This is a genomic window from Streptomyces sp. NBC_00019, from assembly GCF_045041015.1.
In the GTDB taxonomy this organism is placed as follows: domain Bacteria; phylum Actinomycetota; class Actinomycetes; order Streptomycetales; family Streptomycetaceae; genus Streptomyces.
Genome location: NZ_CP108302.1, coordinates 2,372,252 through 2,386,099, shown reverse-complemented (window position 1 = coordinate 2,386,099; position 13,848 = coordinate 2,372,252). Strand labels below are relative to the sequence as shown.

At 72.7% G+C, this 13,848-nt stretch carries 13 protein-coding genes; 9 read left to right on the top strand and 4 right to left on the bottom strand.

Annotation, left to right across the window (positions count from 1 at the left end; all coding sequences use genetic code 11):
- The first annotated feature begins 74 nt into the window (after positions 1–74).
- Together OHU89_RS11490 and OHU89_RS11485 are read left to right on the top strand one after the other, a co-directional pair.
- A complete protein-coding gene (locus OHU89_RS11490) occupies positions 75–644 on the top strand; it encodes a helix-turn-helix domain-containing protein (RefSeq protein WP_046261849.1) in 570 nt (189 codons plus the stop codon).
- Positions 645–654: 10 nt separating this feature from the next.
- A complete protein-coding gene (locus tag OHU89_RS11485) occupies positions 655–1,374 on the top strand; it encodes a helical backbone metal receptor (RefSeq protein WP_405642148.1) in 720 nt (239 codons plus the stop codon).
- Here OHU89_RS11485 and OHU89_RS11480 read toward each other — a convergent pair.
- Complete coding sequence (locus OHU89_RS11480) at positions 1,322–2,461, bottom strand: TDT family transporter (RefSeq protein WP_405642146.1); 1,140 nt, start codon at positions 2,459–2,461, stop codon at positions 1,322–1,324. The two genes, OHU89_RS11485 and OHU89_RS11480, sit on opposite strands and share 53 nt — an antisense overlap.
- Before the next feature lie 70 nt (positions 2,462–2,531).
- Between OHU89_RS11480 and OHU89_RS11475 the strand changes: the two genes are divergently transcribed.
- Both OHU89_RS11475 and OHU89_RS11470 read left to right on the top strand, forming a co-directional pair.
- A complete protein-coding gene (locus tag OHU89_RS11475; protein ID WP_046261852.1) occupies positions 2,532–3,461 on the top strand; it encodes a LysR family transcriptional regulator in 930 nt (309 codons plus the stop codon).
- A gap of 60 nt (positions 3,462–3,521) precedes the next feature.
- The gene (locus OHU89_RS11470) at positions 3,522–4,469 is read left to right on the top strand and encodes a phosphotransferase (RefSeq protein WP_405642144.1); all 948 of its coding nucleotides are present in this window, start codon (positions 3,522–3,524) and stop codon (positions 4,467–4,469) included.
- Positions 4,470–4,477: 8 nt separating this feature from the next.
- On the opposite strand, the gene OHU89_RS11465 is transcribed toward OHU89_RS11470, so the two are convergent.
- On the bottom strand, positions 4,478–5,164 hold the full coding sequence (locus OHU89_RS11465) for a gamma-glutamyl-gamma-aminobutyrate hydrolase family protein (RefSeq protein WP_405642142.1): 687 nt from the start codon (positions 5,162–5,164) through the stop codon (positions 4,478–4,480).
- A gap of 91 nt (positions 5,165–5,255) precedes the next feature.
- A complete protein-coding gene (locus tag OHU89_RS11460; RefSeq protein ID WP_405642141.1) occupies positions 5,256–5,990 on the bottom strand; it encodes a FadR/GntR family transcriptional regulator in 735 nt (244 codons plus the stop codon).
- A 95-nt stretch (positions 5,991–6,085) separates the two neighbouring features.
- Here OHU89_RS11460 and OHU89_RS11455 point away from each other — a divergent pair, with 95 nt between their 5' ends.
- From OHU89_RS11455 to OHU89_RS11440, 4 genes are read left to right on the top strand one after another with little or no spacing between them, the layout of a single operon-like run.
- Positions 6,086–7,444: a glutamine synthetase family protein gene (locus OHU89_RS11455; protein WP_266894781.1), complete on the top strand. Its 1,359-nt coding sequence runs from the start codon at positions 6,086–6,088 to the stop codon at positions 7,442–7,444.
- A gap of 8 nt (positions 7,445–7,452) precedes the next feature.
- The gene (locus OHU89_RS11450) at positions 7,453–8,826 is read left to right on the top strand and encodes an aldehyde dehydrogenase family protein (protein ID WP_405642139.1); all 1,374 of its coding nucleotides are present in this window, start codon (positions 7,453–7,455) and stop codon (positions 8,824–8,826) included.
- Positions 8,823–9,605 (top strand): 3-oxoacyl-ACP reductase, encoded by a 783-nt coding sequence (locus tag OHU89_RS11445; protein WP_266894784.1) that lies wholly within the window; start codon positions 8,823–8,825, stop codon positions 9,603–9,605. Before OHU89_RS11450 ends, OHU89_RS11445 begins: the two co-directional genes overlap by 4 nt.
- A 43-nt stretch (positions 9,606–9,648) precedes the next feature.
- Positions 9,649–10,578, top strand: coding sequence for a DUF2510 domain-containing protein (locus OHU89_RS11440; RefSeq protein ID WP_405654429.1), 930 nt, complete (start codon positions 9,649–9,651; stop codon positions 10,576–10,578).
- A 1-nt stretch (position 10,579) separates the two neighbouring features.
- Here the strand turns inward: OHU89_RS11440 and OHU89_RS11435 are convergent, their stop codons facing one another.
- Positions 10,580–11,782 (bottom strand): amino acid deaminase/aldolase, encoded by a 1,203-nt coding sequence (locus tag OHU89_RS11435; RefSeq protein ID WP_266894785.1) that lies wholly within the window; start codon positions 11,780–11,782, stop codon positions 10,580–10,582.
- Positions 11,783–12,023: 241 nt separating this feature from the next.
- Between OHU89_RS11435 and OHU89_RS11430 the strand changes: the two genes are divergently transcribed.
- Positions 12,024–13,847: a hypothetical protein gene (locus OHU89_RS11430; RefSeq protein WP_405642137.1), complete on the top strand. Its 1,824-nt coding sequence runs from the start codon at positions 12,024–12,026 to the stop codon at positions 13,845–13,847.
- Position 13,848 lies beyond the last annotated feature (1 nt).

The window sequence follows — 13,848 nt, the reverse complement described above, 5'->3', positions numbered from 1 at the left end:
CGAACATGCGTAGGGTGCAGAGAACTCATCAGAGAGTGTGAACGGACCGACGAGCGAAGGAGGGAGCCGGAGCGATGGGCGACCACAAAGAACAACCCTTGCGGGTCGGCGCGGCCGTCAGGCGGCGACGCCGTGCGCTGGAGCTCACCCTTGCCGTCGTGGCCGAACGCAGCGGCCTGTCGGTGCCTTTCCTGAGCCAGATCGAGAACGAGCGGGCGCGGCCCAGCCAGAGCTCCCTGGAGAAGGTGGCCGACGCCCTGCGCACCACTGCCGTGGAACTCCTCGCCGCCGCCGACCCGGCGTGCAGCGTCGACGTCGTCCGCGCCGACGACACCGAGCCCGAATGCCGGACCCGGGTGCGTTCCCTGGTGCGTGGTCACCATCAGATGCACGCCCAGGAGTTCACCGGTGACCATGACGCCGGTCGTGAATTCCAGTTCCGCAACGACCAGTTGATGTACGTCGCCGACGGCGCGGTGGAGATCGAGGCGGAGGGCCGGGCGTACCGGCTCGGCCGCGCCGACACGCTCTACCTCACCGGTGGGGTCCGGCACCGGTGGCGGGCGACCGTGCCCGAGACCCGGGTCGTGGTCGTCGCGGTGGCCGAGCACATCGAGGCGGTCCGGGACCGGCCACGCACGTGAGGGTCGCGCAGTGAGGGTCGTCTCCCTCGTCCCGTCCCTGACGGAGGCGGTGGCCCGTTCCGTCCCCCGAGCCCTGGTCGGCGCCACGGACTGGTGCACCCACCCGGCGGACCTCGACGTCGCGCGCGTGGGCGGCACCAAGAACCCCAGGACCGACCGCGTCCTCGCCCTCGCCCCCGACCTGGTGATCGCCAACGAGGAGGAGAACCGGGAGCCGGACCTCGCCGCGCTGCGCGAGGCGGGCGTCGAGGTCCTGGTGACCGAGGTGAGGGACGTCCCGCAGGCCTTCCGGGAACTGGCGCGGGTCCTTGAGGCGTGCGGTGCGCGGGGACGGCCGCGCTGGCTGGACGAGGCGGAGCGGGCGTGGTCGGCCCTGCCGGAACCGGGGTCCGCCATGACGGCGGTGGTCCCCATCTGGCGCCGCCCCTGGATGGTGCTGGGGCGCGACACCTTCGCCGGTGATGTGCTGGCGCGCCTGGGCGTGGACCATCTGTACGCGACGCACCCCGAGCGCTATCCGCGGATCCCGGTCGACGATCTGAACGCGGCCGCACCGGACGTCGTCGTCCTCCCGGACGAGCCCTACCGCTTCACCGCGGACGACGGCCCGGAGGCGTTCCCCGGACTGCCCTGCGCCCTCGTCGGCGGCAGGCACCTCACCTGGTACGGCCCGTCCCTCAGTGAAGCGCCACGGCTGCTGACGAAGGCCCTGCGAGCAGCACGCCGCTGAGCAGGCCGCGCGCGGTGTGCAGGGCGGCGACGGCCCAGGCAGCCACGAGAACGACGTACAGCACGACGGCGAGCCACTGGAAGGCGAGCAGCCCGGTGTGCCGGGCCAGCCCCTCCGCCCCGGTGACACAGGTGCCGACCGGGAAGGTGAAGGCCCACCATGTCATCGCGAACCCCATGCCCTCCCGCCGGGCGCGCAGGACGTGCGCGGTGGCGAGCGCGAACCACAGCAGCGCGAACCCCATCACGGGCACGCCGTAGAGAACGGCGAGGACGCCGAAGCCGCCGCTGTAGGGCGTGGGTACGACACCGGGCGCGACGTCCGCGAAGTTGTTGACGGCGGTGGTGGACTGCCCGAGCGGGCCCAGCACGAGGAACAGGGTCGGGGTGAGGGCGAGGGGCAGCGGACCGCCGGTGATGAGCCGTCCGAAGACCAGCGGCAGCATGAGCAGGGTCGCGAGCAGGCTGATCCCGAACATGGCCACGCACGCGAGCAGCAGGGTCTCCCGCGCCTGTCCGGCCGGGAGATGGGGCACGAGCAGCGGCCCGAGCGCGGCCGACACCATGGGCGCGACGAGCGGCAGCAGCCACACGGGAGTGGCTTGTGACGGCTCGATCCGATGGCGTACGGCCATGAGGTACGGGACGGCGACGGCCGCGGCGAGTCCGACGGCCGTGCCGGCGGTGAACAGCGCGGCGTCGAGAGCGACCGCGGCTCGCGTGCCGATCCAGTCGGAGCCGACGGTGAGGGCGCCTCCGCCGACGGCGAGGAGGGCCATGGAGAGACAGCCGTAGAAGGGCGCCATGGCCGGGTCGAGGAGGTGGGCGCGGGCCTGGTCGCGATGGTGGGTCCAGTGCAGGGCGCGGGCGCAGAGCAGGGCGACGAGAAGGGCGAGGGAGAGCGCCCAGACGCTGGTGAGGGCGGTGCGCAGACCGGGGACGGAGACCGGCAGTCCGGCTCCGGCGGTGGCGACGATGGCGGTGCCCATGACGGCGGCGTACCAGTTGGGTCCGAGGTGACGGACGGCGATGGCACGCGGGGGCCGTGCGGTGGCACGGGGGAGAAGGGGCTGGGCTGCGGTGACCATGATTCGACGATCGCGCGGTTGTGCGGCTGCCACCAGGGACGACGCCTCTATGAGGGCATAAACTGGATTTATGAGCAGTGAGCGGGAGGGCTCTCCCTCGACCCCCGGTGGCATGCTGGCGCACCGCGTCCCCGACCTGGGGGCGCTGGAACTGCTGCTGGCGGTGGCCCGGCTCGGCAGCCTGGGTGCGGCGGCGCGGGAGATCGGCATCACCCAGCCCGCGGCCAGCAGTCGCATTCGCTCGATGGAACGTCAGTTGGGTGTGGCGCTGGTGGACCGCTCACCGCGCGGCTCCCGTCTCACGGACGCGGGCGCGCTGGTGACGGACTGGGCGCGGCGGATCGTGGAGGCCGCGGAGGCGTTCGACGCGGGGGCGCAGGCGTTGCGGGACCGGCGGGACTCGCGGCTGCGGGTCGCGGCGAGCATGACGATCGCGGAGTATCTGCTGCCGGGCTGGCTGTTGGCGTTGCGTGCCCAACGTCCGGACACGGCGGTGTCGTTGCTGGCCGGCAACTCGGCGGCGGTGGCCTCCCGGCTGCTGGCGGACGAGGCGGACCTGGGGTTCGTGGAGGGACTGAACGTACCGACGGGCCTCGACTCGGTCGTGATCGCCCACGACCACCTGATCGTGGTGACGGCCCCGGCCCACCCCTGGGCCCGCCGCCGACGGCCGCTGGCGGCGGACGAGTTGGCGGCGACGCCGTTGATCCTGCGGGAGAAGGGTTCGGGGACGCGGCAGGTCCTGGACGCGGCGCTGGGCGGACTGGCGCGGCCGTTGATCGAGTTGTCGTCCACCACCGCGGTGAAGGCGGCGGTCGTGAGCGGCGCGGGGCCGGCGGTACTGAGCGAGCTGGCGGTGGGGGAGGAGCTGGCGATGCGCCGACTGGTGCGGGTGCCGGTGGAAGGGGTGTCACTGGCACGGGACTTGAGGGCGGTGTGGCCGACGGGGCATCGACCGGTGGGTCCGGCCAGGGAACTGCTGTCGCTGACGCGGGGGTAGGGGCCGCGCCCGCGAAAAACTCCTGGCCTGCCAACGCAGCCGACCCGCACCATGCCGTACATGCCACCCACCGCCCCGCCCGCCGCAGGCGCCCGCACTCCGTGGGAAGAGCTCCCACCCCAGGTCCGCAACGCCGTGGCCGACATCCTCGGTGAACCCGTCACCCACGCCACCACCCAACCCGGCGGCTTCTCCCCGGGTGCCGCGGCGCGCATCCGCACCGCCCGAGGCCGCCGTGCCTTCGTCAAGGCCGTCAGCGCGGACACCAACGCCACGGGGCCCGTGTTCCACCGCCGAGAAGCCCGCTACGCCGCCGCCCTCCCACCCGCCCTCCCCGCACCCCGTCTCCTCGGCACCTACGACGACGGCACCTGGGTGGCTCTGGTCTTCGAGGACGTGGCAGGCCGCCAGCCCCACGTTCCCTGGCGGCAGCCGGAGTTGAGACGCGTCCTCGACGCGGTGACAGACCTCGCCCGGAACCTCACCCCGTCCCCCGTGCGCGACGCGCCCCCCGCCTCCGAGTCCGCCGTCGGCACGTTCAGCGGCTGGCGGCGTCTCCTGGAGGAGACACACCCGGACCTCGACCCCTGGACCGCCGCCCACCTCCCGTACCTCGCCGAGCTGGCCGACCCCTGGCCCGAGGCCGTCTCCGGCGACACCCTCGCCCATGGCGACCTCCGCGCCGACAACATGCTGCTCACCGACGACGGCCGCGTCGTCTTCGTCGACTGGCCGCACATCGTCCGCGGTGCCGCATGGCTCGACCTGCTGCTCATGCTCCCGTGCGTCAGAGCCCAGGGAGGCCCCGATCCGCAGGAGCTCTTCACCGCGCACCCGCTGGGCCGCGACGCCGACCCGGACGCCGTCACCGCCGCCCTCGCGGGCCTCGCCGGCTACTTCGTCCACCAGTCGCTGCAGCCCCCGCCGCCGGGCATCCCGACCGTCCGCGCCTTCCAGCGCGCCCAGGGCGAAGCGGCGTCGACATGGCTGCGGGGCCGGATCGGATAGCCCCCGGCTCAGGCCCCCGCCGCCTCCACCAACCCCCGTACCACCCGCAGATCCTCACCCATCTCCGGATGCCACTGCACCCCCAACACCCAGTCGGAGGAAGGCAGTTCCACGGCTTCCACCGTTCCGTCCGGCGCGTGCGCCGACACCAGGAGGCCGGTGCCGAGCCGGTCCACGGCCTGGTGGTGGTACGTCGGTACGGACGTCTCCTCCGGGACGACACCGGCGTACAAGGTCCCCGGCACCGGCTTCACGGTGTGCCACCCGAAGACACCGACCACCTCCGCGTGCCCCTCGATGTGCTGGACGAGCGTGCCGCCGAGGGCGACGTTCAACAGCTGCATGCCCCGGCAGATCCCGAGCAGCGGGATGCCCGCGGCGAGGGCGGCGTCGATGAGGGCGAGCTCCCAGGCGTCGCGCTCCCGGGCCGGCGGCCCGGTACGGGGCTCGCGCTCGGCACCGTAGTGCACCGGCTCGACGTCGGGGCCGCCCGCGATCACCAGCCCGTCGAGGCGCGCCACGGCCCCGGCGGCATGCTCGGGCGCGTCCGGCGGAAGCATCGCGGCCAGCCCGCCCGCCCGCTGCACGAGCCGCGGGTACCCGACCGGCAGCAGCGCCGCCGCCAGCTCCCACACACCCCAGCGTGTCCCGGCCTCCAGATACGTACTGATGCCGATCAGCGGCCTGCCCGCCATGCGCCCTCCCGGTCCGGCAAAGGATTGTTTCCATACCTTTGTCGAGAGGTGCCCGCGGAGGCAAGACCCCCAGGTCGCACGGAGGATGCCGTCACGCCAGGAATCCCCTGAGCAGCGCCGCCGTCCCCCCGCAGTGCTCGCGCATCATCTCCCGCGCCCCGTCCGCGTCCCCGTCCAGCACCGCCTCCACCAGCGCGGTGTGCTGGCGTTGGGAGTGTTCGAGGTTGCGGACGAGGAGCGGGATGCAGTCCAGCAGGTCGTTCACCGTGGCCCGGACCGCCGCGTACTGCGCGGTCAGCGACGGTGAGCCGCACAGCTCGGCCAGCGTCAGGTGCAGCATCGTGTCCAGGCGCCGGTAGTCCGCCAGCGGAGCGTCCTGTGTGCGGGCCAGTGCCTCGCGCAGCCGTTCCGCCTGGTCGTCGGCGAGCCCGTGCGCCGCGCACAGACCCGCCGCCCCCACCTCCAGTACCTCGCGGAACCGCAGAACGTCCTCGATGTCGACCGCGGAGATCCGCCGCCGCAGCTCGTCCTCACCGCCGGCGTCCGACTTCCGCAGCACGAACGTCCCGCCGTACCGCCCGCGCCGCGACTCCACCAGCCCCTGGTCCTGGAGCACCTTCAACACCTCGCGCAGCGTCACCCGGCTGATCCCGAGCCGCTCCGCCAGCTCCCGCTCGGCCGGCAGCCGCTCACCCCCCGGTACCAGACCGAGCCGTACGACCTGCAGGATCTGCTCCAAAGCCTCCTCGAAGCCGTTGCCCGCCCGTACCGGCCGCAGCACCGGCGTCAACCGGTCCTCCAGGTCGCCCTCCGGTTCCAGCGACATCCCGTCGTACCCCCTTCCCAAGCAATGGTTCTCCGCAATACCTTATGGCTTCCGGCCCGGCCGAAAAAAGCGCAGAAGCCCGAAGGAGCTCTCCCGTGGCAGACCGCACACCCCCGCTGAGCGTCGAGGAGCTGCACGCCCTCGTCGCGAGCGGTGAGATCGACACTGTCGTCCTGGCCTTCCCCGACATGCAAGGGCGGCTCCAGGGCAAGCGGTTCGCCGCCCGCTTCTTCCTCGACGAGGTGCTCCACCATGGCACCGAGGGCTGCAACTACCTCCTCGCCGTCGACACCGAGATGAACACCGTCGAGGGCTACGCCATGTCCTCCTGGGACCGCGGCTACGGCGACTTCGCCATGCACCCGGACCTCTCCACCCTGCGCCGCGTCCCCTGGAACGCCGGTACGGCCATGCTCATCGCCGACCTCGCCTGGGACAACGGCTCACCCGTGGTCGCCGCCCCGCGCCAGATCCTCCGCCGCCAGCTGGAGCGCCTCGCCGAACTCGGCTACACCGCCATGGTCGGCACCGAGCTGGAGTTCATCGTCTTCAAGGACACCTACGAGCAGGCCTGGGACGCGGGTTACCAAGGGCTCACCCCGGCGAACCAGTACAACATCGACTACTCGGTGCTCGGTACCGGCCGCATCGAGCCTCTGCTCCGCCGTATCCGCAACGACATGACCGGCGCCGGCCTCATCGTCGAGTCCGCCAAGGGCGAGTGCAACCCGGGCCAGCACGAGATCGTGTTCAAGTACGACGAGGCCGTGGTCACCTGCGACCAGCACGCGATCTACAAGACCGGCACCAAGGAGATCGCCGCCCAGGAGGGCGTCTCGATCACCTTCATGGCCAAGTACAACGAGCGCGAGGGCAACTCCTGCCACATCCACCTCTCGCTCGCGGACGCGGCCGGCAACAACGCGATGGCCGACAACGGCGGTATGTCCGAGGTCATGCGGCACTTCCTCGCCGGACAGCTCGCGGCCCTGCGGGACTTCTCCCTGCTCTACGCCCCCAACATCAACTCCTACAAGCGCTTCCAGCCCGGCTCCTTCGCCCCGACCGCCGTCGCCTGGGGCCATGACAACCGCACCTGCGCCCTGCGGGTCGTCGGCCACGGCCGCTCGATGCGCTTCGAGAACCGGCTGCCCGGCGGCGACGTCAACCCGCACCTGGCGGTCGCCGGACTCGTGGCGGCGGGCCTGTACGGCATCGAGCAGAAGCTGGAACTGCCCGAGGCCTGCGCCGGCAACGCCTACACCGCCGACTACGCGCACGTCCCCACCACGCTGCGCGAGGCCGCCGAGCTCTGGGAGAACAGCCCCATCGCCAAGGCCGCCTTCGGTGACGAGGTCGTGGCCCACTACCGCAACATGGCACGCGTCGAGCTGGACGCCTTCGACGCCGCGGTGACCGACTGGGAGCTGCGCCGCTCCTTCGAACGCATGTGAGGCATCTCTTGTCGCAACCGTACGAACTGGACGTCCTCAACCCCGCGACGGAGGAGGTCATCGCCACCGTTCCGGGCGCCGTCGAGCAGGACGTCGACGCCGCCGTCCACCGGGCCGACCGGGCCCAGCGCGCGTGGGCGGCCGTCGCGCCCGCCGACCGGGCCAGGCTGCTGCGCCGCTTCGCCGTCGTCATCGACGAACACGTGGAGGAACTCGCGCGGTTGGAGGTGCGCGAGGCCGGCCACACCATCGGCAACGCCCGCTGGGAGGCCGGCAACGTCCGTGACCTCCTCGACTACGCCGCCGGTGGAGTGGAGCGGCTCGCGGGCCGGCAGATCCCTGTACCCGGCGGCCTGGACATCACCCTCCTGGAACCGCTGGGCGTCGTCGGAGTGATCGCGCCCTGGAACTTCCCCATGCCGATCGCGGCCTGGGGCACGGCCCCGGCCCTCGCGGCGGGCAACGCCGTGATCCTCAAGCCCGCCGAGACCACCCCGCTGACCGCGCTGCGCCTCGCCGAACTCGCCCTGGAGGCCGGGCTCCCGGAACACCTCTTCCAGGTCCTGCCGGGCCGCGGCGACATCGCGGGTGACGCCCTCGTACGCCATCCTGGCGTCGCCAAGATCGTCTTCACCGGCTCCACGCGGGTCGGCAAGCGCGTCATGGCCCTCTGCGCCGACCAGGTCAAGCCGGTCACCCTCGAACTCGGCGGCAAGAGCCCGAACATCGTCTTCGCCGACGCCGACCTCAGGACCGCCGTCGACCCCTTCTCCTTCCTCGACAACTCCGGCCAGGACTGCTGCGCCCGCACCCGCATCCTGGTCCAGGAGTCCGTGTACGACGAGGTCCGCGAGCTGCTCGCCGACACGCTGGCCGCCGTCGTCGTGGGCGACCCGGCCGACGAGAAGACACAGATGGGGCCGCTGATCTCCCGTCAGCAGCTGGACCGCGTACGGTCGTTCGTGCCGGACGACGCCCCGGCCCTGCGCGGCAGCGCCCCCGAAGGGCCCGGCTTCTGGTTCGCGCCGACCGTCCTCACGGGGGAGCGGCACGACTCCGAGGCGGCCCGGGAGGAGATCTTCGGACCCGTGGCCGTACTCCTGCCCTTCACCGACGAGCAGGACGCGATCCGGCTCGCCAACGACACCCCGTACGGCCTCTCCGGCTCCATCTGGACCCGGGACGTCGGCCGCGCGCTCCGCGTCTCCCAGGCGGTCCGGGCCGGCAACCTGTCCGTCAACTCCCACTCCAGCGTGCGCTACTGGACCCCCTTCGGCGGCTACAAGCAGTCCGGCGTGGGCCGGGAGCTCGGCCCGGACGCCCTGGCCGCCTTCACCGAAACCAAGAACGTCTTCATCAGCACGGAGGGCCCGACACAGTGACCGAAGAGATTGTCTGCCGACGCCTGGTCGGCCGTACCGCTGTCATCACCGGGGCCGGCAGCGGCATCGGTCTCGCCACCGCCCGCCGGCTCGCCTCCGAGGGCGCGCACGTGGTCTGCGGCGACGTCGACGAACAGCGCGGCAAGGGGGCCGCCGAGGAGGTCGGCGGGATCTTCGTGAAGGTCGACGTCACCGACCCCGAGCAGGTCGAGGCGTTGTTCAGGACGGCGTACGACACCTACGGCAGCGTCGACATCGCCTTCAACAACGCGGGCATCTCCCCGCCCGACGACGACTCCATCCTGGAGACCGGCCTCGAGGCCTGGAAGCGCGTCCAGGAGGTCAACCTGACCTCCGTCTACCTGTGCTGCAAGGCCGCGATCCCCTACATGCGGCGGCAGGGCAAGGGCTCCATCATCAACACGGCGTCCTTCGTGGCGAGGATGGGCGCGGCCACGTCCCAGATCTCCTACACCGCGTCCAAGGGCGGTGTCCTGGCCATGTCCCGTGAACTGGGCGTGCAGTTCGCGCGGGAGGGCATCCGCGTGAACGCCCTCTGCCCCGGCCCGGTCAACACCCCTCTCCTTCAGGAACTGTTCGCCAAGGACCCCGAGCGCGCCGCCCGCCGCCTCGTCCACATCCCGCTCGGCCGCTTCGCCGAGGCCGAGGAGATCGCCGCCGCCGTCGCCTTCCTGGCCAGCGACGACTCCTCGTTCGTGAACGCCAGCGACTTCCTCGTCGACGGCGGAATCTCGGGGGCTTACGTCACACCGCTCTAGGCCCGCGGCCCCAGGCCCTGTCGCCTACAGTGCCGGGATGAGCATGACGCCCCCGCCCGGCTGGTACCGCGACCCCAAGCATCCGCATCTGGAACGCTGGTGGGACGGCACGGCCTGGACCGAGCACCGGCGCGAGCCCGCAGTTGTGGGCCCGACGCCGGTGCCTGCGGTGCCGGGACGGCCGCCGGGCGGCGAGGCCTCGGGGCGCGCGAAGGTCATCGCCCTCACCACGGCCGGGGTGGTCCTGGTCGCGGCGATCGTGACGGGAGCGTTCGTCCTGCGTGACGACGGGGGCGCCGAGGACAGTACGACGGTGACCGAGTCCATCACCCCCACCTTCGCACCGACGAGCCAGACGCCCACGCCCACGCCGTCGGAGTCCACCAGCGAGCCCTCCGCCGACGACCCGGCCGTCGTCGAGGACCAGCTCAACGGCATCACCGTGCCGCTGCTCGACGGCTGGGTGCGACCGCAGTACATCGTCGACGACGACGTCCTCATGTCCACCGACGGCACCTACGACTGCCCCGGCGACCCCGGAGTGTGCCGGCACGGTCTCGTCATCTCGCGCACGGTGACCTCCAACGACGAGACATCCCCCGAGTCCCTCGCCAAGGCCGACATCTCCGACGCGGCCGACGACGCCTACGACCGCGACCTCGTCGGCAAGCGGCCCTTCGGCGGCATCGAGTCGCACGAGGTCGTGAAGTCGGGTCCGGTCGCCGTGGCGGGCCGTGCCGGGTATTTCGTCCGCTGGCGCGTCAAGACGGCCAAGGGGCCCGGCGGTTACGTCCAGTCCCTCGCCTTCCAGTCCAGCGTCGGCACCGAGTCCCCGGTCGTCGTGCGCTACGTCTTCGACGCGGGCGAGGACGGGCCGCCGCTCGCCGACATGGACCGGATCACCAAGGGCATCCGGTCCAGCGGCGACGCGAACGGCGGCGGCGTGGGCAGCAGCATCGGCCCGACGGACTGACCTACAGGAACGTCCGGCCCTCGCCCCGATAGGTCGGGACGGTCGAGGTGACGGTGTCGCCCTCGATCAGATGCAGCACGTCGAACCGCTCGCACAGCTCCCCGGCCTTCGCATGCCGGAACCACACCTTGTCCCCGAGGAGGAGGTCGTCGGCGGGCGAGCCGAGCAGCGGCGTCTGCACCTCGCCGGGCCCCTCCTGAGGGTCGTACTTCAGCCCCTCCGGCAGATAGGGCACCGGGAGCCGGTCGGGCCCGGGCGCACCGGAGGCCGGATAGCCGCCCCCGAGCACCGTGACGACACCGACGCCGGGCCGCCGCACGACGGGCTGGGCGAAGAGCGCGGCCGGACGCCCGCTGAACGACGTGTAGTTGTCGAAGAGCCGCGGCACGTACAGCCCCGACCCGGCCCCGATCTCCGTGACGGCGTCCTCGGCGGCGGTCGTCTGGACGCTGCCGGTACCGCCGCCGTTGACGAACTCCAGGTCGGGAACGACGGCCCGGACGGCACGCACCACCGCCGCCCGCCGCTCGGCGAGCTCCTTGCGGGCGGTGGCCTGCATCAGCCGGACGGCACGGGACCGGAACGGATGCCCGGCGACGGAGTCGCCCACACCGGCGATATGACCCTCGTACGCCATGATCCCGACGACCTTGAACCCGGGCCGCCGGGCGACCGCGCGGGCGAGGTCGGCGACCTGGGCGGGGGAGTGCAGCGGGGAGCGTCGGGCGCCCACCCGCACCCGGCCGCCGAGGAGCTTGAGGGAGGTGTCCAACTCCAGGCAGACACGGACGACTTCACCTCCGCCGTCCCGGGAGCGGTCGATGAGGTCGAGCTGTGCGACGTCGTCGACCATGACGGCCACGGCGGCGGCGAGCTTGGGGTCCGAGGTCAGCTCGGCGTACCCGGTGCTGTCGGCGGAGGGGTAGGCGAGCAGGATGTCGTCGAAGCCGGAGCGTGCCAGCCACAGGGACTCGGCCAGAGTGAAGGACATGAGGCCCGCGAAACCGTCCTTGGCGAGGACGCGTTCGAGCAGTGCCCGGCACCGCACGGACTTGCTGGCCACACGGATCGGCTTGCCGCCGGCCCGGTGGACGAGGTCGTCCGCGTTGGAGTCGAAGGCGTCCAGATCCACGATCGCCACAGGAGCGTCGAGGTGAGCGGTGGCCCGGTCGTACCGGGCCCGGTCGGCGGCGCGCGCAGTCATGAACGAAGCCTGCCAGACAGGATTACCGCAGGGTAGGGGGACGTTCCGGGCTAAAGCCCCGGGCTCGTGGACTGGTTCCCGTCCGGCCGGGGACAACCCGTAGAGTGACGCGCACGCATGTGAGGACGGCAGGGGCCCGAGTCAGGGGATGCCGGTCCGTCCGTGCGGGTATGCGTGCCCGGGCGGGCCTGTTCGCACCGGGGACGACGACGGACCCGGGCACAAGGGAAACGGGGGGCGCATGAGCACGGAAGCGCGGCACGCCTCCATCCCTCCGCGCCCCACGACACCGCCACGCCCCACGGACCCTCCGAAGACGGGCCCCGAGGCCACGGACCGCGAGGAACCCGGGCGCACGCCCGGCACCACCGAGGAACGGCCACCGGCCCAAGGATCGGTCACGCGGCCGACGGGCGGGGCTCCCGCGCCGACGACGGCTCTGCCCCCGTTGCCGGGTACGCGACCGGGAGAGCGGCAGGGGGCGCGTGCGGTGCCCGCGGGTGGCGCGGGTTCGCCCCGGCGCGGCGATACCGCGGAACCGGCCCGTAACACCTCCCTGGACACGGCTCCCCGCTTCCCCCGCCTGCGCGCCCCGTCCTCCGGCGGCTCCGCCCCCTCGACCCCGCCCCCGCCGAAGGCCTCCGCCCGCTTCCCGGACACACCACCGGCCCCCGGCCAGGACACCCCCGGAACCCCCACGCCGCCCCGCCCCGCGACACCCCCGCGCCGCAACGGCACGCCCCCGGAAACGTCCTTCGAAACCACCTTCCGCCTCCGCCCGGTACCGGTCGAGCCGGACTCCTCCCCCCTGGGCCGCCCCACGCCCCCCGACGCACCACCCCGACCGGGCACCCGCCCGTCTGCTACCTCCGGCTCGAAGGCGCCCGCCGGCGCTCAGCCCGGGTCAGGCCCTCGCCCGTCCTTCACGCCCGGTCCGACGACGCCTGCCGGCGCTCCGCCCGGGTCGGGCACCCGCCCGTCCTTCACGCCCGGTCCGACGGCGCCCTCCGGCGCTCCGGCCGGTGTGCCGCCTCGGCCCGGCTCCCGTCCGGCCGCCGCGTCCGGCTCCCGGCCGGTCTCGGCGCCGGTCGGCACGCCCGCGCCCGGCACCCGGTCTGCCGCGGTGCCCGCCGACGCCTTCGGCCACACCGCGCCCCCCGGAGGGAGCCCGTCCCTCCGGCAGCCCGATCCCTCTCTCTCCTGGAGCGCACCCCTGGCACCCGGTGACACCCCTGGATCCGGGCGGCCCGTCGTGTCGTTCGGGCAGCCCGAGGGGTACGACGAGCAGGCGCGGCCGCGGGTGCTCCGTCGGCGAGGTCGGATGCGGGCCGTCGGTGTGGCCGTCTGTCTCGTGCTAGGGCTCGGGCTCATCGGCGGTGCCGCGACCGGGAGTTGGCTCGTCGGGGACTCGGCCGCGGCCGGGTCCGGGGACAACTTCGCGGCGGCCGCCGGGATGTGGCACAGCGTTCCCGTCGACCAGCTCTTCCCGCCCACCGTCCAGGGACAGGGCGCAGGCCCCGGCGGCGCCGACCGGACCTGGACGCGGATCGCCGTCGCCCCGGACAGCGGCTGCAAGGACGCCTTCGACCCCCTGCTGCGCAAGGCACTCGCCCCCGTCGGCTGCGAGCGGCTGCTCCGCGCCACCTACACCGACGCCACCCGGAGCTACGTCACCACCGTCGGACTTCTCTTCACCAAGGCCGACGCCGCCGGCATGACCGCCCTCGACACCCGGTTCGGCAAGGAGAAGCTGGGCGACCGGGCCGACCTCATGCCCCGGACCTACGCCGCCAAGAACACCGTCGCCGCCGGCTTCGGCACGAAGCAGCGCGCCTCCTGGGCCGTCTCCGTCCTCACCGACGCCCCCGTCGTCGCCTACGCCGTCTCCGGCTGGGCCGACGGCCGTACCGTCGACGAGCCGGTACCCGCCGAGAAGGCCATGGAGTCCGACGCCACCACCGACATCGCCCAGGCCGGTCTCGGCCACGAGGCCCAGGGTCTCGCCGACCGCATCGAACGCGGCTTCCGCAAAACCGTCAGCTCGGCCACGGAGAAGCCGTCGTGAA